This is a genomic window from Kitasatospora sp. NPDC057542 (assembly GCF_042801945.1).
Lineage (GTDB): Bacteria > Actinomycetota > Actinomycetes > Streptomycetales > Streptomycetaceae > Kitasatospora.
Genome location: NZ_JBHVFE010000123.1, coordinates 1 through 20,518, shown reverse-complemented (window position 1 = coordinate 20,518; position 20,518 = coordinate 1). Strand labels below are relative to the sequence as shown.

Annotated in this window: 20 protein-coding genes and 1 riboswitch; of the genes, 11 read left to right on the top strand and 9 right to left on the bottom strand. The window is 73.7% G+C overall.

Going from position 1 to position 20,518, the window contains the following annotated elements; translation table 11 throughout:
- Window positions 1–41: 41 nt before the first annotated feature.
- Window positions 42–1,979, bottom strand: coding sequence for an anthranilate synthase family protein (locus ACFU7Y_RS17815; protein WP_380768687.1), 1,938 nt, complete (start codon window positions 1,977–1,979; stop codon window positions 42–44).
- A gap of 303 nt (window positions 1,980–2,282) precedes the next feature.
- Here ACFU7Y_RS17815 and ACFU7Y_RS17810 point away from each other — a divergent pair, with 303 nt between their 5' ends.
- Together ACFU7Y_RS17810 and ACFU7Y_RS17805 are read left to right on the top strand one after the other, a co-directional pair.
- On the top strand, window positions 2,283–3,632 hold the full coding sequence (locus ACFU7Y_RS17810) for a class II 3-deoxy-7-phosphoheptulonate synthase (RefSeq protein WP_224281432.1): 1,350 nt from the start codon (window positions 2,283–2,285) through the stop codon (window positions 3,630–3,632).
- A 160-nt stretch (window positions 3,633–3,792) separates the two neighbouring features.
- Window positions 3,793–4,065 (top strand): bacterioferritin-associated ferredoxin, encoded by a 273-nt coding sequence (locus ACFU7Y_RS17805; RefSeq protein WP_380768685.1) that lies wholly within the window; start codon window positions 3,793–3,795, stop codon window positions 4,063–4,065.
- 4 nt (window positions 4,066–4,069) lie between these two features.
- Here ACFU7Y_RS17805 and bfr read toward each other — a convergent pair whose 3' ends face one another.
- The gene (bfr, locus tag ACFU7Y_RS17800) at window positions 4,070–4,549 is read right to left on the bottom strand and encodes a bacterioferritin (protein WP_224281434.1); all 480 of its coding nucleotides are present in this window, start codon (window positions 4,547–4,549) and stop codon (window positions 4,070–4,072) included.
- A 265-nt stretch (window positions 4,550–4,814) separates the two neighbouring features.
- On the opposite strand from bfr, the gene ACFU7Y_RS17795 reads away from it, so the two are divergent.
- Window positions 4,815–5,444, top strand: coding sequence for a sulfite oxidase-like oxidoreductase (locus tag ACFU7Y_RS17795; protein WP_224281435.1), 630 nt, complete (start codon window positions 4,815–4,817; stop codon window positions 5,442–5,444).
- Window positions 5,445–5,468: 24 nt separating this feature from the next.
- On the opposite strand, the gene pknB is transcribed toward ACFU7Y_RS17795, so the two are convergent.
- From pknB to thiO, 4 genes are all read right to left on the bottom strand, one after another.
- Window positions 5,469–7,250: a Stk1 family PASTA domain-containing Ser/Thr kinase gene (gene pknB / locus ACFU7Y_RS17790; RefSeq protein ID WP_380768682.1), complete on the bottom strand. Its 1,782-nt coding sequence runs from the start codon at window positions 7,248–7,250 to the stop codon at window positions 5,469–5,471.
- 207 nt (window positions 7,251–7,457) lie between these two features.
- Window positions 7,458–8,255 (bottom strand): thiazole synthase, encoded by a 798-nt coding sequence (locus ACFU7Y_RS17785; RefSeq protein ID WP_380768680.1) that lies wholly within the window; start codon window positions 8,253–8,255, stop codon window positions 7,458–7,460.
- 3 nt (window positions 8,256–8,258) lie between these two features.
- Window positions 8,259–8,483 carry a sulfur carrier protein ThiS gene (thiS, locus tag ACFU7Y_RS17780; protein WP_224281438.1) on the bottom strand — a complete coding sequence of 75 codons (225 nt, stop codon included), beginning with the start codon at window positions 8,481–8,483 and terminating at the stop codon, window positions 8,259–8,261.
- Complete coding sequence (gene thiO / locus ACFU7Y_RS17775; RefSeq protein WP_224281440.1) at window positions 8,480–9,655, bottom strand: glycine oxidase ThiO; 1,176 nt, start codon at window positions 9,653–9,655, stop codon at window positions 8,480–8,482. Before thiO ends, thiS begins: the two co-directional genes overlap by 4 nt.
- Window positions 9,656–9,658: 3 nt before the next feature.
- Window positions 9,659–9,771, bottom strand: a riboswitch (TPP riboswitch).
- A 151-nt stretch (window positions 9,772–9,922) separates the two neighbouring features.
- Between thiO and ACFU7Y_RS17770 the strand changes: the two genes are divergently transcribed.
- The 3 genes from ACFU7Y_RS17770 to thiE are packed head-to-tail and all read left to right on the top strand — an operon-like array spanning window position 9,923 to window position 12,183.
- A complete protein-coding gene (locus ACFU7Y_RS17770) occupies window positions 9,923–11,128 on the top strand; it encodes an NAD(P)/FAD-dependent oxidoreductase (RefSeq protein WP_380768678.1) in 1,206 nt (401 codons plus the stop codon).
- 42 nt (window positions 11,129–11,170) lie between these two features.
- Entirely contained in the window at window positions 11,171–11,536 is a 366-nt protein-coding gene (locus ACFU7Y_RS17765) for an Rv2175c family DNA-binding protein (protein ID WP_224281444.1), read from the top strand.
- Window positions 11,536–12,183: a thiamine phosphate synthase gene (thiE, locus tag ACFU7Y_RS17760; protein WP_380768676.1), complete on the top strand. Its 648-nt coding sequence runs from the start codon at window positions 11,536–11,538 to the stop codon at window positions 12,181–12,183. The genes ACFU7Y_RS17765 and thiE overlap by 1 nt, the downstream gene beginning before the upstream one ends.
- A gap of 43 nt (window positions 12,184–12,226) precedes the next feature.
- On the opposite strand, the gene ACFU7Y_RS17755 is transcribed toward thiE, so the two are convergent.
- Window positions 12,227–13,357 carry a polyprenyl synthetase family protein gene (locus ACFU7Y_RS17755; RefSeq protein ID WP_380768674.1) on the bottom strand — a complete coding sequence of 377 codons (1,131 nt, stop codon included), beginning with the start codon at window positions 13,355–13,357 and terminating at the stop codon, window positions 12,227–12,229.
- A gap of 199 nt (window positions 13,358–13,556) precedes the next feature.
- On the opposite strand from ACFU7Y_RS17755, the gene metF reads away from it, so the two are divergent.
- Window positions 13,557–14,471, top strand: coding sequence for a methylenetetrahydrofolate reductase [NAD(P)H] (metF, locus tag ACFU7Y_RS17750; protein WP_380768672.1), 915 nt, complete (start codon window positions 13,557–13,559; stop codon window positions 14,469–14,471).
- A 205-nt stretch (window positions 14,472–14,676) separates the two neighbouring features.
- The gene (locus tag ACFU7Y_RS17745; RefSeq protein ID WP_224284079.1) at window positions 14,677–15,522 is read left to right on the top strand and encodes a hypothetical protein; all 846 of its coding nucleotides are present in this window, start codon (window positions 14,677–14,679) and stop codon (window positions 15,520–15,522) included.
- Between the two features lie 26 nt (window positions 15,523–15,548).
- On the opposite strand, the gene ACFU7Y_RS17740 is transcribed toward ACFU7Y_RS17745, so the two are convergent.
- Both ACFU7Y_RS17740 and ACFU7Y_RS17735 read right to left on the bottom strand, forming a co-directional pair.
- Window positions 15,549–17,066, bottom strand: coding sequence for an NAD(P)/FAD-dependent oxidoreductase (locus ACFU7Y_RS17740; protein WP_224284080.1), 1,518 nt, complete (start codon window positions 17,064–17,066; stop codon window positions 15,549–15,551).
- A gap of 11 nt (window positions 17,067–17,077) precedes the next feature.
- Window positions 17,078–17,689, bottom strand: coding sequence for a DUF4126 domain-containing protein (locus ACFU7Y_RS17735; RefSeq protein WP_224284081.1), 612 nt, complete (start codon window positions 17,687–17,689; stop codon window positions 17,078–17,080).
- Window positions 17,690–18,261: 572 nt separating this feature from the next.
- Here ACFU7Y_RS17735 and ACFU7Y_RS17730 point away from each other — a divergent pair.
- The 3 genes from ACFU7Y_RS17730 to ACFU7Y_RS17720 all read left to right on the top strand — a co-directional run bounded on the left by ACFU7Y_RS17730 (window position 18,262) and on the right by ACFU7Y_RS17720 (window position 20,501).
- Complete coding sequence (locus tag ACFU7Y_RS17730; protein WP_380768669.1) at window positions 18,262–18,840, top strand: SAV_6107 family HEPN domain-containing protein; 579 nt, start codon at window positions 18,262–18,264, stop codon at window positions 18,838–18,840.
- 45 nt (window positions 18,841–18,885) lie between these two features.
- Window positions 18,886–19,638 (top strand): methyltransferase domain-containing protein, encoded by a 753-nt coding sequence (locus ACFU7Y_RS17725; protein WP_224285187.1) that lies wholly within the window; start codon window positions 18,886–18,888, stop codon window positions 19,636–19,638.
- 473 nt (window positions 19,639–20,111) lie between these two features.
- Window positions 20,112–20,501: a DUF3040 domain-containing protein gene (locus ACFU7Y_RS17720; protein WP_224285186.1), complete on the top strand. Its 390-nt coding sequence runs from the start codon at window positions 20,112–20,114 to the stop codon at window positions 20,499–20,501.
- Window positions 20,502–20,518 lie beyond the last annotated feature (17 nt).

Here is a 20,518-nt window from a genome sequence, read left to right as displayed (position 1 = left end):
GCCCCGGGCGGGACACATCCGCCCGGGGCCGCGCCGTCGGCTCAGCGCAGCGCGGCCGTCGCCTCGCGCAGCAGGCCCGCCACGACGCCGACCCCGTCGCGGGTGAGCACCGACTCCGGGTGGAACTGGAGCCCCGCGAAGCCGTGTCCGCGCAGCGCGTGCACGTCGCCGGTGACGGCGTCCCGGGAGACCTCGATGCCCTCGGCGGCGAGCCGCGCCGCGTCCGCCTCCGAGCAGCGCGCGGTGAAGGTGTTGTAGAAGCCGACCGTGTGCTTGCTGCCGAACAGGTCGATGCGCTCCTGCGCCCCCTGGTACGGGACGGCCTTGCGGCCGAGCGGAAGCCCGAGTTCGGCGGCCAGCAGCTGGTGGCTCAGGCAGACCGCGAGCAGCGGCGAGGTGCGGGCGCCGGAGCGGACGGCGGCCAGCGCGTCCGCGACGATCGGCCGCAGCAGCATCATCTTGGGGTCGTCCGCGAGCGCCGGGTCGCCCGGGCCGGGGCCGAGCACCAGTGCGCCCCGGTGCGCCGCGACCCGCTCGCGCAGCCCCGGCTCGTCGTAGCGGGCCACCGTCACCCGGTGGCCGAGCGAGCTGAGCAGGTGGGAGAGCATCGAGGTGAAGGTGTCCTCGCCGTCCACGACCAGGGCCGGCTCGGCCTCGGTGATCTCGGCCGGCTCCTGCATCCGCAGCCAGAACGGCGCGAGGTCGGCCCGGCGGGAGTCCAGGGCGGCCTGCACCCGGTGGTCGTCGGCGAGCCGGGGGCCGACCGGGTGGGGCAGCCGGGCGGGCGCGGGCCGGGCGCCGATCGCGGTGAGCACCCCGGCGGCCTTGGCGTGGGTCTCGGCGACCTCGGACTCCGGGACGGAGTGGCGCACCAGGGTGGCGCCGACCCGGACGACCAGCCGGCCGGTGGCCGGGTCGATGTCGGCGGTGCGGATGCAGATCGGCGAGTCCAGCAGCTGCCCGCCGCTGGCGGAGCGGCCGATCAGGGCGAGCGCGCCGGAGTAGTAGCCGCGACCGGCGGGCTCGTAGCGCTTGATCACCCGGGTGGCGTTCTCGACCGGACTGCCCGTGACGGTCGCGGCGAACATCGTCTCGCGGAGCACCTCGCGGACGTCCAGCGAGGTGCGCCCGCGCAGCTCGTACTCGGTGTGGGCGAGGTGGGCCATCTCCTTGAGCCGGGGTCCGAGCACCTGGCCGCCGAGGTCGCCGACCGTGCACATCATCTTGAGCTCCTCGTCCACGACCATGGTGAGCTCCTCCAGCTCCTTGGGGTCGTGCAGGAACTGGAGCAGCGAGTCGAGGTCGGAGCCGCCGGCCGGGTAGCGGTAGGTGCCGGAGATCGGGTTCATCACGACGGTGCCGCCGCTCTGCCGGACGTGCACCTCGGGGGAGGCGCCGACCAGCACCCGCTCGCCGGTGTGCACCAGGAAGGTCCAGTACGCGCCGCGCTCCTGCTCCAGCAGCCGGCGGAACAGCGTCAGCGCGAGCTCCGGGGAGAAGTCCTCCAGCGTGGCGTGGAAGTCGCGCCGGATCACGAAGTTGGCGCCCTCGCCGTTGCCGATCTCGTCCCGGATCACCCGGCGGACGATCGACGCGTACGAATCGTCGTCCACATCGAACCCGCCACCGGCAAGTGAGACCGGCAACTTCGGTAGGGCGGAGGTGAATTCGGCCAACGGAAGGACGTGCTGCGCGGTCACCGAGAGGGCCTGCAGGGGGGTGCCGTCGTCGTGCGCTTCGAAGCCGCGCTCGCGGATCTGGCGGTACGGGACGAGGGCGAGCAGGTCGTGCACCGGGCCGCCGCCGGCCGGCGCGCCGCTGCGGACGGGCAGGTCGGCGAGGTTCTCGTAGTTGTCGACGGTGCCCAGCAGCACCTCGACGGTGTCCGGGCTGAGCCGGGGGGTGCGGCGGTGCAGCAGGGCGAACGCAGGGGCGTCGGGGCCGGTGATACGGGTGAGCAGGTCGACAGCGGTGGTCACGGGAACGGCTTCCTTCCGGATGGACTGGCTGAGAGGCGGTGCAAGGTCCGCTCCCGGAGGGCCGTCTGCTCAGACGCCGACGGCCGCCCCGAGGGGCGGCCGTCGTGTTCGTCTAGGAACGCGCCATCTGTGGGCCACCCTTGGGGGAGGCCCACCACCAGGAGTGGGTGTGGGGCGCGTGCATGGTCCGAGCGTAGCGGATGCGCCGGGGCGCGTGAGGGGGATCACGTCTTTGTCCGAGATGCGTCTCACCCATCGGGCAATAGTCACGAGTCACTCCCGTCACCCCGTAGCCTTGGCGGTGTGACCGCTACGACTGAGACATCGAGGGCTGCCCACTCCTGGCAGTCCCTGCCCGCGGCGCAGCAGCCTGAATGGCCGGACCAAGAGGCTCTGCGCAAGACCCTTGCCGAGCTCGCCTCGTATCCGCCGCTCGTCTTCGCCGGCGAGTGCGACCAGCTGCGCGCCCGGCTCGGAGCCGTGGCGCGCGGGGAGGCCTTCCTCCTCCAGGGTGGTGACTGTGCCGAGGCCTTCGACGGTGTCTCGGCGGAGCACATCCGCAACAAGCTGAAGACGTTGCTCCAGATGGCCGCCGTACTGACGTACGCGGCCTCGGTGCCGGTGGTGAAGGTCGGCCGCATCGCCGGCCAGTACTCCAAGCCGCGCTCCAAGTCGACCGAGACCCGCGACGGCGTGACCCTGCCGGTCTACCGCGGCGACTCGGTGAACGGCTTCGAGTTCACCCCCGAGTCCCGCATCCCGGACCCGGAGCGCCTGAAGCGGATGTACAACGCGTCCGCCGCCACGCTCAACCTGGTGCGCGCGTTCACCACCGGCGGTTACGCGGACCTGCGCCAGGTGCACGCCTGGAACCAGGACTTCGTCCGCAACTCGCCGGCCGGCCAGCGCTACGAGCAGCTCGCCCGGGAGATCGACAACGCCCTGGCGTTCATGAGCGCCTGTGGCGTGGTGCCGGAGGAGTTCAAGGCCGTCGAGTTCTTCTCCTCGCACGAGGCGCTGATCCTCGACTACGAGACCGCGCTGACCCGCGTGGACTCGCGCACCGGCGAGCTGTACGACGTCTCCGGCCACATGGTGTGGATCGGCGAGCGCACCCGGCAGCTGGACCACGCGCACATCGAGTTCGCCTCGAAGATCCGCAACCCGATCGGCGTCAAGCTCGGCCCGACCACCTCGGTGGACGACGCGCTCGCCCTGATCGAGAAGCTGGACCCGGAGCGCGAGCCCGGCCGCCTGACCTTCATCACCCGGATGGGCGCGGGCAAGATCCGCGACCACCTGCCCAGCCTGGTGGAGAAGGTCACCGCCTCCGGCGCCAAGCCGGTGTGGATCTGCGACCCGATGCACGGCAACACCTTCGAGGCCTCCAGCGGGCACAAGACCCGCCGCTTCGACGACGTCCTGGACGAGGTCAAGGGCTTCTTCGAGGTGCACCGCGCGCTCGGCACCCACCCGGGCGGCATCCACGTGGAGCTGACCGGTGACGACGTCACCGAGTGCGTCGGCGGCGGCGACGAGGTCCTGGTGGACGACCTGCACCAGCGCTACGAGACGGCCTGCGACCCGCGCCTCAATCGCAGCCAGTCGCTGGACCTGGCGTTCCTGGTGGCGGAGATGTACCGCGGCCAGTAGGCCCGGTGCCCGTCGGATGTGACGAAGGCCCCTCCGGATTCGGGGTTCCCGAGCCCGGAGGGGCTTTTTCGTACCCTTTTCAGCAGGTAAGGTAAGCCTCAGCGAACTAAGGCAGGCCTTAGTCAAGATCCACTCCACCTCACACCCGGGAGAGACCGCGATGTACGTGTGCATGTGCCATGCGGTCACCGAGGACCAGGTGAAGAAGGCGATCGACGGGGGTGCCGGCACCCCGCGCCAGATCGCGAGGGGCTGCAAGGCCGGCACCGACTGCGGGTCCTGCGTGCGCCGCATCCAGGCGCTGCTCGGCGAGCACGGCGCCCGCCCCTGCCCGACCGCCCGGCTGGCCGCGAAGCTCGGCCTCGCGGAACCGGAGGCCCCGGCGGCGCCGGCCCCGGAGGTCGCCCCGGTGGCCCCGCTGCGGGCGGCCTGAGCCCTCAGGACTCCGGCTGCTCGATGACCTGGGCGATGTAGAGCGCCTCGCCGAGCTTCTCCAGCAGTTCCAGCTGGGTGTCGAGGTAGTCGATGTGGTGCTCCTCGTCGGCCAGGATGTCCTCGAAGATGTTCGCCGAGGTGACGTCGTTCTTGGCCCGCATCACCACGATCCCGCGCTTGAGCCGGTCGATCGCCTCGACCTCGATCTGGCGGTCCGCCTCGAACATCTCCTTGACCGTCTGGCCGATCCGGACGTGGAACAGCCGCTGGTAGTTGGGCAGTCCCTCCAGGAACAGGATCCGGTCGGTGAGCGTCTCGGCGTGCTTCATCTCGTCGAAGGACTCGTGCCGGGTGTACTTGGCGAGCTTCGTCCAGCCGAAGTTCTCCTGCATCTTGGCGTGCAGGAAGTACTGGTTGATCGCGGTCAGCTCGGCGGTGAGCTGCTCGTTGAGGAACTCGATGACCTCGGGATCGCCCTGCATGGTGGTGCCTCCTGCGCTCGTGCTGCCCTGTGTCGTGCGGTGATTCCTGTGCTGAGTCCTGTGCTGAGTCCTGCGCTGCGCATCCTGGCACCGCTTTGGGAGGAAATTCCAGTAAGTTCACACTCACTAGGACATGTGTCGGAATATCCGATTCGTGATGAAACGTGCTGGTGGTCGGTTGACCGCTGGCCCGTACGGGCGGGGGCGCGGATCCGCGGAAAGGGGCGCGCACCGTGGCTCGTCCGCCGTCTGTCACCATGGATCCATGGGTCAGTCGAAACACGAACCGCTTCCGCCGTCTGACCCGAGGCTCCCCCCGGGACAGCGCGCGCAGCGCGGCTGGCCCGCCCTGCACTACGGGCCGGTGCCCCGCTTCAAGCCGCTGACCTGGGACCTCCAGGTGTTCGGCGCCACCGCCTCGGCGGAGAAGCACAGCTGGGACTTCGAGGCCTTCAACGCCCTGCCGCGCACCACCGTCGTCGCGGACCTGCACTGCGTGACGAAGTTCTCCGTCCTCGGCAACGAGTGGACGGGCGTGTCGGCCGCCGTGGTGCTCGACCTGGTGCCCCCGGCGCCCGGCGTCACCCACGTCATGGTCTGGGCCGAGTACGGCTACAGCGCCAACCTGCGGCTGGCCGACTTCGCCGACCCGCACACCCTGCTCGCCACCCACCGCAACGGCGAGGCGCTCACCGCCGAGCACGGCTTCCCGGTCCGGCTGGTGGTGCCGCGACTGTACGCCTGGAAGGGCCCCAAGTGGGTGCGCGCGGTGGAGTACATGCGGGCCGACCGGCGCGGCTTCTGGGAGGAGCGCGGCTACCACAACCTCGCCGACCCCTGGCGCGAGCAGCGCTACTCCTACCAGGAGGAGCCCGGCGACGGGCCGCTGCGCTGATCCCGGCCGAAGGGCCGGAACGGGCTAGAACAGCGAGAACTTGACCGTCACCGCGCTGCGCTGCGGGCGCCGCTCGCCCGCCGCCGGGCTCTGGCCGGACGACGTGACCGCGCCGAACACGTCCCAGCCGGAGGTCTGCATGGTGAAGCCTGCCGCCTGGAGCGCCTTCTGCGCCTCGTCCTTGCTCATTCCGGTGACGTTCGGGACCGGCACCATGCCCTTGCTGACCACCAGCGAGACCGCGGAGTTCTCCTGCAGCAGCTGCCCGGCCGCCGGGGAGCTGCTGATCACCGAGCCCTCGGACACGGTGTCGTTGTAGGTCTCGGTCACACTGCCCCTGGTCAGCTGGGCCCCGGTCAGGGCCGCGGCGGCGTCGGCGGCGCTCCTGCCGGCGAGGTCCGGCACCGCGATCCGCTTGGGGCCCTTGGAGACGGTGACGGTGACGCTGTCGCTCTTGCGGGTGCGCGCGCCCACTCCGGGGTCGGTGGAGATCACCTCTCCGGACGGGACGGACTCGCTGAACACCTCGACGAACTTCCCGTGCAGGCCCTCCTTGTCCAGGACCCGCTGCGCCTCGGCCCGGTCCTTGCCGAGCACGCCCGGCACCGAGCCGTACAGCCCCTCGGAGATCCCGTAGGTGGCGCCGCCGATCGCCAGCACCAGGGCGGCCAGCGCGGCCGTCCAGATCAGCGGCTTGCGGGGGAGGCGGCGCAGCCGGCCCGGCCGGCGCTGGTGCACCGGGGTCGGCTCGTCGTACGGGCGCGGTTCGGCGAGCAGCTCGTCCATCAGCTCCGGCGGCATGTCCAGCACGCTGGTGCGCTCCGTCGGCGGGGCGTCGGCGGGCTGCGGCAGCGGCTGGATCACCGAGGTCGGCTCGCTGGTCGGGTAGCGCGGGCTGGGCCGGGTGGAGGCCGGCGGCTCGGCGTCCAGCTCGGCCGGGGTGAGGGTGCGGCGGACCCGCTGGAGGGCGGCGAGCAGCTCGACCGCGTCGTACGGGCGGGCGTCGGCGGACCGGGCGCAGGCGCCGGCCACGATCGCGTCCAGCCCGGGGCCGACGGCGGGGGCGACCAGTGAGGGGGCCGGGACGTCCTCGTGCAGGTGCTTGTACATGACCTGGACGGGGTTGTCCCCGGTGTGGGGGCGGCGGCCGGTGAGCATCTCGTACAGCAGGATGCCGGCCGCGTAGACGTCCACCCGCTGGTCGGTGGGGGCGTCGGGGAGTATCTGCTCGGGGGCCAGGTAGGAGACGGTGCCCATGACCGTTCCGCCGGTGGCGGTGGTGGTCGAGGTGGGCGCGCCGTCGGCGGTGCCGAGCACCCGGACCAGGCCGAAGTCGGCGACCTTGACCAGGCCGCCCTCGGTGATCAGCACGTTCTCGGGCTTGACGTCGCGGTGGACCAGCCCGGCCCGGTGGGCGGCGCCGAGTGCGGCCAGCACCGGCTCCAGCACGTCCAGCGCGGCCCGGACGGAGAGCGCGCCGCGGTCGCGCAGCAGGTCGCGCAGGGTGCGGCCGGGCACGTACTCCATGGCGAGGAAGACGTGGCCGCCGTCCGCGCCCTGGTCGAAGACGTTGACCACGTTGGGGTGGGTGAGCTTGGCGACCGCCTTGGCCTCGCGGATGAAGCGGGCGGTGAAGCCCTCGTCGCCGGCCAGCGCGGGGTGCATCACCTTGAGCGCGAGCACCCGGTCCAGACGGGTGTCGGTGCCCTTGTAGACGGTGGACATCCCGCCGGTCGCGATGCGCTGCTCGACCCGGTACCTGTTGTCGAGCAGGGTGCCGATCAGCGGGTCTGACCATGTGGGCACCACTGGGACGCCGTCGGTGACCTGCCCATGGGCGGCGGTCAGGGCTTGGCCGTCATGAGGGTCTTCGGATCCGAGTGAGAAGCCCTCTCGCTTGCGAGGGGGAGGAGTCACGTCCACCCGGCGAGTCTAGGTGAGGTGTGGACCGGAAGGCCCCGGAGGACAGTGCCTCCGGGGCCATCTGTGCCCGGCTTGTGACGCGTCATGTCCCTAGAACGCCGGCCGCTCCCGGGTGTCCAGGTCGGCCCGGCCGGCCATCGCGGAGGACGCCTCGGCGTGGAAGCGGCGCGGGATGCGGCCGGCCCGGTGCGCGAGCCGGCCCGCCTCGGCGGCGTGCCGCATCGCCTCGGCCATCAGTACCGGGTCCTGAGCCCGGGTCACCGCGGAGGCCAGCATCACCGCGGCGCAGCCCAGCTCCATCGCCAGCGCCACGTCGGAGGCGGTGCCGGCGCCCGCGTCCAGGATCACCGGGACGCCCGCGCCCTCCACGATCAGCTGGAAGTTGTGCGGGTTGCGGATGCCCAGGCCCGAACCGATCGGCGAGCCCAGCGGCATGATGGCCGCGCAGCCGACGTCCTCCAGCTTGCGGGCCAGCACCGGGTCGTCGTTGGTGTAGGGCAGGACGGTGAAGCCGTCGTCGACCAGCGTCTCGGCGGCGTCCAGCAGCTCGATCGGGTCGGGCAGCAGGGTGCGCTCGTCGGCGATCACCTCCAGCTTGACCCAGTCGGTGCCGAGCGCCTCGCGGGCCAGCCGGGCGGTCAGCACGGCCTCGCCGGCGGTGAAGCAGCCGGCCGTGTTGGGCAGCACCCGGATGCCGTTGCGGGTCAGCACGTCCAGGACGGAGCCCTGGGTGGAGGCGTCGACCCGGCGCATGGCCACCGTGGTCAGCTCGGTGCCGGAGGCGAGCAGCGCGCGCTCCATGACCTCCAGGCTGGGCGCGCCGCCGGTGCCCATGATGAGCCGGGAGGAGAAGGACGTCCCGGCGATCGTGAGAAGGTCCTCGGCCATGGCTCAGCCTCCCTGGACGGCGGTGAGGATCTCGACCCGGTCGCCGCTGCTCAGCGGCGTCTCGGACCACGAACTACGGGGCACCACGGCCTCGTTGAGCGCGGCGGCGACTCCGGTGTTGGCGGCGCTGACGGAGGCCACCACCTCGGCGAGGGTGGTCGTGGCGGGCACCCGGCGGGGCTCGCCGTTGACGGTCAGGGCGATCTCGTTCAGGGCGGTCTCGGTCATGCGGAGGCCTTCGTCGTGGAGCGGTCGGGGGAGAAGCGCAGGGGTGTGAACGGCCGTGCCGGCTCGGGGACTTCGCCGGTGGCCAGGTACTCGGCGACCAGGTCGGCGGTCACCGGGGTGAGCAGCACGCCGTTGCGGTAGTGGCCGGTGGCGGCGACCAGCCCGGGCACCGAGGTCGGGCCCAGCAGCGGGGCGTTGTCCGGCGAGCCGGGGCGCAGCCCGGCCGAGGTCTCCAGCAGCGGGAGTTCGGTGATCCCCGGGACCAACTCGTGGGCATCGCGCAGGAGTTCGTACACCCCGCCGGCGGTGACGGTGGTGTCGTAGCCCTGTTCCTCGGTGGTCGCGCCGACCACCAGTTCGCCGTTCTCGCGCGGCACCAGGTACAGGTGCCGGCCGCGGACGACGGCGCGGACGTTGCGGGAGAGGAACGGCCGGTAGGCGTCCGGGATCCGGAGGCGCAGCACCTGCCCCTTCACCGGGCGGATCGCGGGCAGCGCCCCCTCGGGCAGGCCGGGCAACCGGTGGCTGTGCGGGCCGGCCGCGAGGAGGACCTGCTCGGCGGTCACGGTCTCCTGGGTGCTCAGCCGGGCGCCGGTCGCGCGGCCGTTCTCGACCAGCAGCTCGACGGCCTCGGCCGGACGGATCGAGACCCCGGCGCGTTCGCAGGCGAGGAGCAGGGCCTTGAGCAGCCGGCGGCCGTCCACCTGGTGGTCCTCGGCCACGTGCAGGCCGCCGCGCACGCCGGGGGCGAGCATCGGCTCCAGCCTGCGGGCCTCCCGGCCGGTCAGCCAGGTCGAGTCCAGGCCGAGCCGCCGGTGGAAGGCGTGCAGTTCGCGCAGTTCCTCGCGGTCGTCGGAGTCCAGCGCCACGGCGACGGTGCCGCACCGGCGGTAGCCGGTGTCCAGACCGCCGCTCGCCTCGGTGAGCTCGGCGGCGAAGGCCGCGTACCGCTCGTTCGAGGCCATGCCGAGGCGCAGCAGCGGCTCCTCGCCGTACTGGAGCTCGGTGACCGGGGCGAGCATTCCGGCCGCGACCCGGGCCGCGCCGCCGCCGGGGGAGGGGTCGACCACGATCACGTTCCGCAGCCCGCGCTGGGCGGCGCGCCAGGCGACGGCGAGGCCGATGATGCCCCCGCCGATCACCAGCACGTCGGCGCGGGCGCCTGATGGCAAGCGTGACAAGGCTGCTCTTCTCCCTTCGCCGGTATGACCCGGATCAGGTTCGGACGGTCGCAGGCCGTGTCAGCCCGCCTCTCAGCCCGGTACGCCGGGCTCCCGTGTGGTGCCCCCACCTTAACGCCGGGGGGCGGCCCGGCCGAAGGCCCGTACGCGGGGTGGACCAGGGAGGAGACCACCCGCGCCCGCCTCCGCGCTCCGCACGGCCGGAGGGCCGGCGCGAAGGGCGGACGGCCCGCAGCTGCCGGCCGGCCGCTGAGTACAGTGACGGGCGTGGCAGAGCTGAGCGGAACGGATCAGGTGGTCGTCGTCGGAGCCGGGCTGGCCGGGGCGCAGGCCGCCCTCAAGCTGCGGCAGGGAGGCTGGCAGGGGCGGATCGCGCTGGTCGGCGAGGAGCCGCACGCGCCGTACGACCGGCCGCCGCTCTCCAAGGACGTGCTGCTCGGCAAGGCCGACTCCACCGCCCTGGACATCGACTACGGGCAGCTCGGCATCGAGCTGTTCACCGGCCGCCGGGCCACCGGCCTCACCCCCGGCGTGCTGCACACCGACGGCGGCGACCTCGCGTACGGCTCGCTGGTGGTCGCCACCGGCGCCGTCCCGCGTGCCCTGCCCGGCGCCGAGCGGGCGCACCTGCTGCACACCCTGGACGACGCCCTGGCGCTGCGCGCGCTGCTGCGCCCCGGGCTGCGGCTGGTGCTGGTCGGCGCGGGCTGGATCGGTGCCGAGGTGTCCGGTGCGGCCCGCGCGGCGGGCTGCGAGGTGACCGTGGTCGAGGCCGGCCCGGCACCGCTGCCCGGCGCGCTGCCGACGGAGATCGGTTCGGCGATGGCCGCCTGGTACACCGAGGCCGGGGTCGACCTGCGCTGCGGGGTCGGTGTGGCCGCCGTCGAGCCCGGCGCGGTGCTGCTGGCGGACGGCTCGCACCTGCCCGCCGACGAGGTCGTGGTCGGTATCGGGGCGCGTCCCGCGACCGGCTGGCTGGCCGGCTCCGGGATCGAGCTGGACGCGGCCGGTGCCGTCGTGGTGGACGGGCGGCTGCGCACCTCGGTGCCCGGTGTCTTCGCAGCCGGCGACTGCGTCAGCTACCCCTCGACCCGGTCCGGCGCCCGGCTGGCCGTCCAGCACTGGGACCACGCCCTGCAGTCCGGCGAGGCGGTGGCCGCCGCCGTCCTGGGCGCGGACGCGCCGGCCTACGACCCGGTGCCGTACTTCTGGTCCGAGCAGTTCGGGCGGATGGTCCAGTACGCCGGCTGGCACGCCGAGGGCGACGAGCTGCTCTGGCGCGGGGGCCCGCAGGACGCCGACTGGTCGGTGCTCTGGCTGCGGGACGGCGTGCCGAGCGCGCTGCTGACCGTGGACCGGCCGCGCGACCTCACCCAGGGGCGGAGGCTGATCGAGCGCGGCACCGCGCTGGACCCGGCCCGCGCGGCCGACCCGGCGGTGCCGCTGAAGGCGGCCGCGGCGTAGGGCCGTGTGCGCGGTGGGCCGTCGAGGTGGCAGTCTGGTGCCGTGAGTGAGATCGATGCCAAGACTGAAGCCCTGGTCCCCGAGTGGCTGTACCTGCCCGACATCTCCGAGCGGTGGGGTGTGCTGGTCACCGAGGTCCGCAACATGGTCAAGAAGGGTGACCTGATCGCGGTCCGCCGCGGCCCCAACAAGTCCTTGCAGGTCCCGGCCGCCTTCATCGACGAGACCGGCCCGGTGAAGCACCTGGTCGGCCTGCTGACCGTGCTGCGGGACAGCGGCCTCTCCGACGACGAGATCATCGAGTGGATGTTCACGGAGGACGAGTCGCTGCCCGGCACCCCGGTGCAGGCGCTGTGGGAGAACCGGGCGACCGAGGTCAAGCGCCGCGCCCAGGCCATGGCGCTGTGATGACGGACCTGCGCGCCAGGCTCGCCGACGCCCGGCTGTACCTGTGCACCGACGCCCGCCGCGAGCAGGGCGACCTCGCCGAGTTCCTGGACGCGGCGCTGGCGGGCGGGGTGGACATCGTCCAGCTGCGGGACAAGGGCCTGGAGGCCAGGCAGGAGCTGGAGGCCCTGGAGGTCTTCGCCGACGCCTGTCGCCGGCACGGCAAGCTGCTGGCCGTCAACGACCGCGCCGACGTCGCCCACGCGGCCCGGCCGGACGTGCTGCACCTCGGCCAGGACGACCTGCCGGTGGCGGCCGCCCGGGCGATCCTCGGCGAGGACGTGCTGATCGGCCGTTCCTGCCACGCCGAGTCCGAGGTGGACGCGGCGATCGCCGAGCCGGGGGTGGACTACTTCTGCACCGGCCCGGTCTGGCCGACCCCGACCAAGCCGGGCCGCCCGGCCCCGGGCCTCGGCCTGGTCTCGTACGCGGCGAAGCAGGCCACCGACCGGCCGTGGTTCGCGATCGGCGGGATCGACCTCGGCAACCTGGACGAGGTGCTGGCCGCGGGTGCCCGCCGGATCGTCGTGGTGCGGGCCGTCACGGCCGCGGCGGACCCGCGGGCGGCCGCCGCCGAGCTGTCCCGCCGGGTGCGCGCCGCGCTCTGACCGGCCCGGATCCGCAGGGCCGGCCCGAGGCCGTCGCCGTCCGTCAGTACTTGCGGACGGTGGCGGCCTCGGCCAGTGCCAGCAGCACCGCGCGGGCCTGCTCGTCGGCGAGCGGCGCCGCCTCCAGCGCGGCCAGCGACTGCCGCATCAGCTCCTCGATCCGGCGCTCCACCAGCTCGGGCGCGCCGCTGCGGGCGACCAGCTCGCGCAGTCCGGCGACCTCCGGGGCCGCCAGGTCCGGGGCGCCGAGCCGCTCGTCCAGGTACCGGGCGTCGGCGGCCGACAGGCCACGCATCGCGTGCGCGACCAGCAGGGTGCGCTTGCCCTCGCGCAGGTCGTCCCCGGCCGGCTTGCCGGTGACGGCCGGGTCCCCGAAGACGCCGAGCAGGTCGTCGCGCAGCTGGAAGGCCTCGCCCAGCGGCAGTCCGAACGCCCCGTACGCCTCGACCAGCTCCGGCCCGGCGCCGGCCAGCAGCGCTCCCACCTGGAGCGGCCGCTCGATGGTGTACTTCGCGGACTTGTAGTGCAGCACGGTCTGCGCCCGCTCCAGCGCGCCCTCGTCCGTCGAGTCGCCGGCCACCGGCTCCAGCACGTCCAGGTACTGGCCGACCATGACCTCGGTGCGCATCAGGTCGAACACCGGCTTGGCGGCCAGGACGGCGGCCGGCTCCAGGCCGCAGCGCAGGAACAGCTCGTCGCACCAGATCAGCAGCAGGTCGCCGAGCAGCACCGCGGCCGAGGCGCCGTACTGCTCGCGGTCGCCGCGCCAGCCGCTGTCGCGGTGCAGCGCCTCGAAGCGGCGGTGGACCGAGGGCAGGCCGCGGCGGGTGTCGCTGCGGTCCATCAGGTCGTCGTGCACCAGGGCGCTCGCCTGGAGCAGCTCCAGGGCGGCGGCCGCGTTGGCGATCGCGTCGTCGTCGGCGCCCCCGGCCGGGCCGCCGGCGCCGCGCCAGCCCCAGTAGCAGAAGGCCGGGCGCAGCCGCTTGCCGCCGTCCAGCAGGAAGTCGCGCAGTGCGTCGGCGGCGGGGACCAGCTGGGGCGAGATCTTGGCGAGCAGCACGGACTGGCCGTCCATGAACGTGGCGAGCGCTGCGTTGACGCGGGTGCGGACGTCCTCCACGTCAATGGGGTTGGCCGCACTGGGGTTGGCCGGCCGGGTGCTGGGCGAGGTCACGATGGGGCTCCGCTGGTTCTCTGGGGTGCAGCAAGCGTAGCGGTGCAACGGGGAACGGGTGTGCGATCGGCCGGGGCGGGGGTGCGCGGGGGAGACGTCGCGGAACCGGCCCGGGGCGAACCGGAACGCCATCCATCAGTTGTCTCAATAGGTGGAATTCGGCTGTCCGGCCCCTTCGGACGCCCGATAACCTGCCAGCATGGCACTCGGTATCGCTTCCACGAGAACGGATCGCGCACTGACGGTGCGCGAACTCCTGGCGGCCGGCAAGCGCTCCTTCTCCTTCGAGTTCATGCCGCCGCGCAGCGAGGCCGGCGAGCAGAAGCTCTGGGACGCCATCCGCCGGCTCGAACCGCTCGACCCCAACTTCGTCTGCATGACGTACGGTGCCGGCGGCTCCTCGCGCGAGCGCACCGTCAACATGGTCGGCCGGATCGCCACCGAGACCACCCTGACCCCGGTCGCCCACCTCACCGCGGTGGACCACTCCGTCGCGGAGCTGCGCAACATCATCGGCCAGTACGCCGACCAGGGCGTGCGGAACGTCCTCGCGGTCCGGGGCGACCCGCCCGGCGACCCGATGGGCGAGTGGGTCAAGCACCCCGAGGGCGTCACCTACGCGTACGAGCTGGTGGAGCTGATCAAGGGCATCGGCGACTTCTGCGTCGGTGTCGCGGCCTCGCCGAACATGCACCCGCGCTCGACCGACTGGGACGAGGACATCCGGCACTTCGTGGCGAAGATCCGCTCCGGGGCCGACTACGCGATCACCCAGATGTTCTTCGAGGTGGACGACTACCTGCGGCTGCGCGACCGGGTGACGGCCGCCGGCTGCGAGACGCCGATCATCCCGGAGATCATGCCGGTCACCAACGCCAAGCAGCTGGAGCGCTTCCCGCAGCTCAGCGGCTCGGCCTTCCCCGCCGACCTGGAGGCCCGCCTGCGGGCGGCCATCGACGACCCGGCGGTGCTGCGGGCCATCGGCATGGAGCACGCCACGGCGATGGCCGAGCGCCTCCTCGCCGAGGGCGCGCCCGGTCTGCACTTCATCACGCTGAACCACTCGACGGCGACGCTGGAGATCTACCAGAACCTGGGGCTGCACCAGCGCTGACGGACGGGGCCGAGCCCGCGCCTGCGCGGTGCCGACGCCGGGTGTTCACGAGCCCGTCACCGAATCGGCGGTGGCGGGCTCGGTCGTGTGCGGCCGGTGTTCGGGGCTGTGGGAACGCGATGCGGTACCCCGGCCGTTGAACCGGTACAGTCGCCGCACACGCGCGGCGCACACGCGCGGGCACGCGACTGGAGGTAGCGGGCGGATGGGCATCGGATACCTGCTGCTGTACGCCGCGTTGGCGGTGGTGGCGCTCTGGCTGGTCGCGGAGGTGCTGCTGCAGAACCGGGCACCGCTGCACTGGAGGGTCCTGGCCCTGGCCGGCTTCCTGGGCGTGGCCGCCGGGATGAGCCTCGGCTCGGTCGTGGTGATCGGGGCCGGTGCCGTGCTGTTCGCGGTCGGCCAGACCTTCGTCACCCTCTCGGTCAAGCGCGGCTACCGGGCCGGCTGGTCCCTGCGGAAGCCCGACGGCAGCCTGCCCGGCCCGCTCGCCAAGGTGCCGTTGCTCGGCGCCCTCACCGGCGGCGCCGCCGCGGTGGCGGCCGTCGCCGTCGCCGAGGAGCGGGTCGGCGAGGTCGGCGCCGTCGAGGAGCCCCCGGCCGCCGCACCGGTGCCGGACGAGGTGCCGGAGGTCGAGCAGACCGCCGCTTTCGAGATGCAGGAGCTCGCCCAGGACGGCGTCTACGCGCCCGCGTACTACGAGCAGCAGCCGCAGGTCCAGCAGCAGCCCCAGGACCCGTACGCCGCCGCCTACCAGGCCGGCTACGACCAGCAGCAGTGGCAGACCCAGCAGCAGCCCGCCTTCGCCTACGACCAGCAGTCCTACGGCGGCTACCCCCAGCACCAGCAGGACCCGTACGGCGCCTACCAGCAGCAGGACCAGTACGCGGGCTACCAGCAGCCGCAGCACCAGCAGGCCTGGGACCCGAACGCCCAGCCCCAGCAGCAGTGGCAGCCCCAGCCCGACCAGCACATCCAGGGCATCCCGCAGCAGCCGGAGTACGACCAGAACCACGGCTACCAGCAGCAGAACACCTGGCACCAGGGCTGACCCGACCGGGCCGGCCCGGTCGGGGCCTACGCCGGGCCGATCAGCCCGGCGGTGATGCAGGCCGACATGCCGACGCGGGCGAGGCCGCCGCCGGGGTGGGCGTTGCCGCCGATCAGGTAGAGGCCGGGGACGGGGGACTCGTTGGCGGCCTTCAGCCACCCGCCCGCGGAGCCGGCCAGGACCGGACGGGCGACCGCCCCGCCGAGGGCACCGGTCTCCCCGCGGGTGTCCTCCGGAGTGCGCACGACCCGCCACAGCACCCGCTCGCGCAGGCCCAGGCCGGCCGCGTCCACGTGGGCGAGCAGCCGGTCGGCGTAGCGGTCGGCGACGCCCGGGGCGGTCCAGTCGAACTCGCCCTGGGCCGGGACGGTCGCGGTCAGCACCACGCTCTCGTGCCCGTCGTCGGGGCGCAGCGCCGGGTCGTCCGGACGCAGCACCTGGACGGTGGGCCGCTCGCAGGGCGGCACCGCGAGGGTCAGCGCGTTCGCCTCCTCGGCCGGATCGGCCGCGTGCACCACCGTGCGGTGCGCGGTGCCCTCCGGCCGGGGCCCGCGCAGGGCGAGCAGCACGCTGAACCGGCCGGGCACCTCCTGCGGCTCCCAGTGGTCGACCGGCAACCCCGGCCACTCGGCGAGGCCGTGGCGGTAGAGGGCGTTGGTGTCCATCGCCGAGATCACCAGGTCCGCGTCGATCCGGCCGTCCGCCGTCTCGACCCCGCTCGCCCGGCCGCCCTCGACGACCACCCGGGTGACCGGGGTGTCGAAGCGGAACTCGACCCCGCGCAGTTCGCAGCGTCGGAACACCGCGTCCGCGAGGGCCCGCAGGCCGCCCCGGACGTACCAGACGCCGAAGGACTGCTCCATGTACGGCAGCACGGTGGCCCCGGCGGGCGCCTCGGCCGGGGTGAAGCCGTACCGGACGGCCGGCTCGAACAGCAGGGCGGTCAGGCCGGGGTGGTCGTCGAGCTCGCGCGCGGCCACGTGCTCCAGGGACCACGGCTGCGGGCGGCGCAGGCGGGCCAGGCCGGTGCGCGGCGGGACGGGGTACGGATCGGTGCCCAGCAGAGCCCGGTCGGCCGGGGAGAGGATGCCGTGGTCGGCCGGGAGAGGCTCCTCCAGCAACGGGCGGCGGGTGGCCTCCCAGACCGTCCGGCCGTGGTTCATCACCTCGCTCCAGCGGGCGCCGGAGCCCGTGCCGAAGGCGGCGTCCAGCGCCTGGCTGACGCCGCCGCGGGAGGCGTTCGGCAGGGTGACGACGGTGCCGTCCGCGAACAGGTGCCGGCTCTCCGGGTCGACCGGGGCCAGCTCGACCAGCTGTTCCAGCGGCTCCTTGCCGGTCTTCAGGGCGAGGTCGCGGTAGACCGCCGGGAGGGCGAGCAGGCCGGGCCCGGTGTCGAAGGCGAAGCCGTCGCGCTCGTACCGCCCGACCATGCCCCCGTGGGTGCCGCTCGCCTCACAGACCGTCACCCGGTGGCCGAGGGTCCCCAGCCGGGAGGCCGCCGCGAGCCCGCTCATTCCTGCGCCGATGATGACGATCCGTGCCATGGCACCTGATCCTAGGACGAGGCTTGCGCGCCGCCCGCCGCCCGGGTGGCCCGGCGTTCGCGGCGGCGGGCCCGGAAGGCACGGATCCGGCTGATCGCCAGCCAGACCAGCAGCAGGCCGGCGGCCAGGACCACGGCGGCGACCGTGGCGGCCAGCCAGGGGTGGAAGATCGCCAGGGTGATCAGGCCGGCCACCGAGAGGTCCTCGGCCATGCTGACCACGATGTTGCTGGCCGGCTCGGGGGAGGTGTTGACGGCCATCCGCAGCGAGGCCTTCACCAGGTGGCTGACCAGGGCCGAAGCGCCGCCCATCGCGCCGGCCGCGACCTCGCTGAGCGAGCCGGGGTCGTTGCTCGCGATCAGCACGCCGACGGTGGCACCGGCGATCGGTCGGATCACCGTGTGCACGACGTCCCAGACGCTGTCCACGTACGGGATCTTGTCGGCCACCGCCTCCAGCACGAACAGCAGGCCGGCCACGATCAGCACGTCCGTGCGCTCCAGTGCCTGCGGCACCGAGTCCGCGTCGGCGAACCTGCCCAGCAGGCCGAGCAGCAGCACCACCGCGTAGGCGTTGATGCCGCTGGCCAGTCCGCTGGTGAAGATCAGCGGCAGGACCGTCATCTCGTCCCCCTCCTCGTCGTCGCGTCACCTCGGGGGCCGGCTCCGCCCGGCCCGCCGTACGGTACCGGCACCCGGGACGCCGCGGACGCACGTCCCGGTTCCGGCGGTCGGCGGACTGAGTACGGATACTCAGATCCACGGTTGAGTACGTCAGCGGATGGCCGCCGACCTGCGGAGACGGGAGAGTGGTGGCACCCGGGAGGGCGGCGCGTCGGGCGCCCGGCCCGCCCGGGCGGCGGACCCGTCCGTCTCCCGGCCGTGAACTCCGGGGAGGCGGCGGACGGTCCGCCACGGGGCTGGTCACGGTCCCCGCACCGCCGGCACGGGGCGGCGGAGCGGGGCGGGGGGAGACCGGCCACGGGGGGAGTACGCCACCGCCGGCCGTGGGGGACGGGCGGAGCGACGGCACGGCGGCGGCGCGGGACCGGGGGAGGACCGCACCGCCGCCGCTACGTGCTTCCCCGGCCGCTCTCCGGGGTCGCGGCCGGCCCGGCCGGATTGTCAGTGGCGCCGTTCACGATGGGAGGGCACGGACCACCCGGTCCGCGCGCTGCCTCGGAACGGGGGAGACCATGACCATCAGCCGTCCTGAGCCCGTCACCGCCCGCCTCCACTCCGCCGCCCTTCCGCACCTCCCGGGTCCGTCCGTCCGTTCCGCCGCAGCGGACGTCCATCCCGTGCTGCGCCGGGTCGCCGCGCCGCCGGCCGCCCTCGACCTGCTCGCCGACGCCCACCGCACCCTCGCCCGGGCCCGCGCCCTGGAGGACCCGCTGGAGCGCTACGCCACCGCCCACCTGGCCGCACTGCGCACGGTGGCGGCCGTCCTGGCGGTGCGCGGCCGCCCGGAGAAGAGCCCGCGCCGCCGCAAGGCGATCCGCAGTGCCTGGGAAGTGCTGCCCGAGGTGGCGCCGGAGCTCGCCGAGTGGGCGGTCTACTACGGGGCCGGCGCCCGCCGCCGGGCCGCCGCCGAGGCCGGGATCAGGGGCGCCGCCTCGGCCCGGGACGCCGACGACCTGATCCGCAACTCCGCCCTGTTCCTGCGCCTGGTCGAGCGGCTGCTCGGCCTGCACGCCGCCCCGCCCCCGCCCCGGCTGCCGCTGGACGGCGACGAGCCGCCGGGCGTGAGCGGGCTCCCCGCCGGGCCGGTCTAAGGTGGAGGCATCCTGATCGAACTGCACGTGCCAAGGAGCTCCGCCTTGTACCCGACGCGTCCCCGCAGTGCCCTGCGTACCGCCGTGGTGTGGGAGGTGGTCCGGGCGGCCCTGGAGAAGCGGGCGGCCGAGCTGGACCAGCCGGTGCTCGACGTGGTCGACACCGGCGGCGGCACCGGGAACTTCGCCGTGCCGGTCGCCAAGCTCGGCCACCGCGTCACGGTGGTCGACCCGAGCCCGGACGCCCTGTTCGCCCTGGAGCGCCGGGCCGCCGAGGCCGGTGTGACGGACTTGGTGCGGGCCGTCCAGGGCGACACCCAGACCCTGCCCGAGCTGGTCACCCCGGGCAGCGTGGACGCGGTGCTCTGCCACGGCGTGCTGGAGGTCGTGGACGACCCGGCCGAGGCGCTCGGCAGCCTGGCCGGCACCCTGCGCAAGGGCGGCCTGGTCAGCCTGCTGGCGGCCAACCGCAACGGCGCCGTACTGGCCCGCGCGCTGGCCGGCCACTTCAACGAGGCCCGCACCGTGCTCACCGCCACCGACGGCCGCTGGGGCGAGCAGGACCCGATGCCGCGCCGCTTCACCGGGGAGGAGCTGGGCCGACTGGCCGAGGCCGCGGGCCTGCGGGTGGAGTCGGTGCACGGCGTACGGGTCTTCGCGGACCTCGTCCCCGGCGTGCTGGTGGACACCGAGCCGGGCGCGCTGGAGGCGCTGCTGAAGCTGGAGGAGGCCGCCGCCGCGCAGCCCGAGTTCCACGCCGTGGCGACCCAGCTGCACCTGCTGGCCACTCTGGCCTGAGGCGCACCTCCCGGCCCGCGCGCCCCTTCACGAACCCTTCCGCCGTCGTACGGTTTTTTCGCACACCGTACGGCGGTGGTTCGCGCTCCGGAGGCCTGCCCGTTCCCCGTCCGTGCCCGGGCCGCTCCGGGCCGTGCCGTGCCGCCCGGCCGCAAACCTTCCCAGGTCCGGGACGATTCCATCCGATCGGGCACTTGTCCGGGGCGTGGCGCGTTGGCACGGATGCGGCCGTCCCCGCTCGAAGTGGCCCGTCCCACGCGGGGCAGACCACCCCGTAACGGGCCCACGGACCGTATGATCTGGGTAAAGCCGGAAAGCATGACAGCCGGACGCGTGGGGCATATGGACGACACGGGCCGGGTCCCCCGCACGGGCGTCCGACCCGACCGTGTGCCCCAAGGCTGATTGGACTTGCCTCCCCGACCGGGGTGGGCGGACCGGTCGCACCCGCGACCGACGAGTAGGAGGACTCCGTGCCGCTCTCGGAGCACGAGCAGCGACTGCTCGACCAGATGGAGCGAGCGCTGTATGCCGAAGATCCCAAATTCGCGTCGGCGCTTGAGGGAACCGGGCTGCGCACCTACACCCGTCGGCGGGTCTACCTGGCCGTCGCCGGCTTCGTGGTGGGCATCGGCCTGCTGATGGGCGGCATGGTCGTGCCGGACCAGATCTGGGTCAGCGTCGTGGGCTTCCTGGTGATGCTCGGGTGTGCGGTGTTCGCCGTGACCGGCTGGCGCCGCGGCCCCGCGGCCCAGAACGCCGGGGCCCGCCCGGCCGCGGCCCCGCGCCGCAAGGCCGGGATGATGGACCGGGTGGAGCAGCGCTGGCAGCGCCGCCGGGACGAGCAGACCGGCGGCTTCTGAGCAGCTCGGCCGATAGG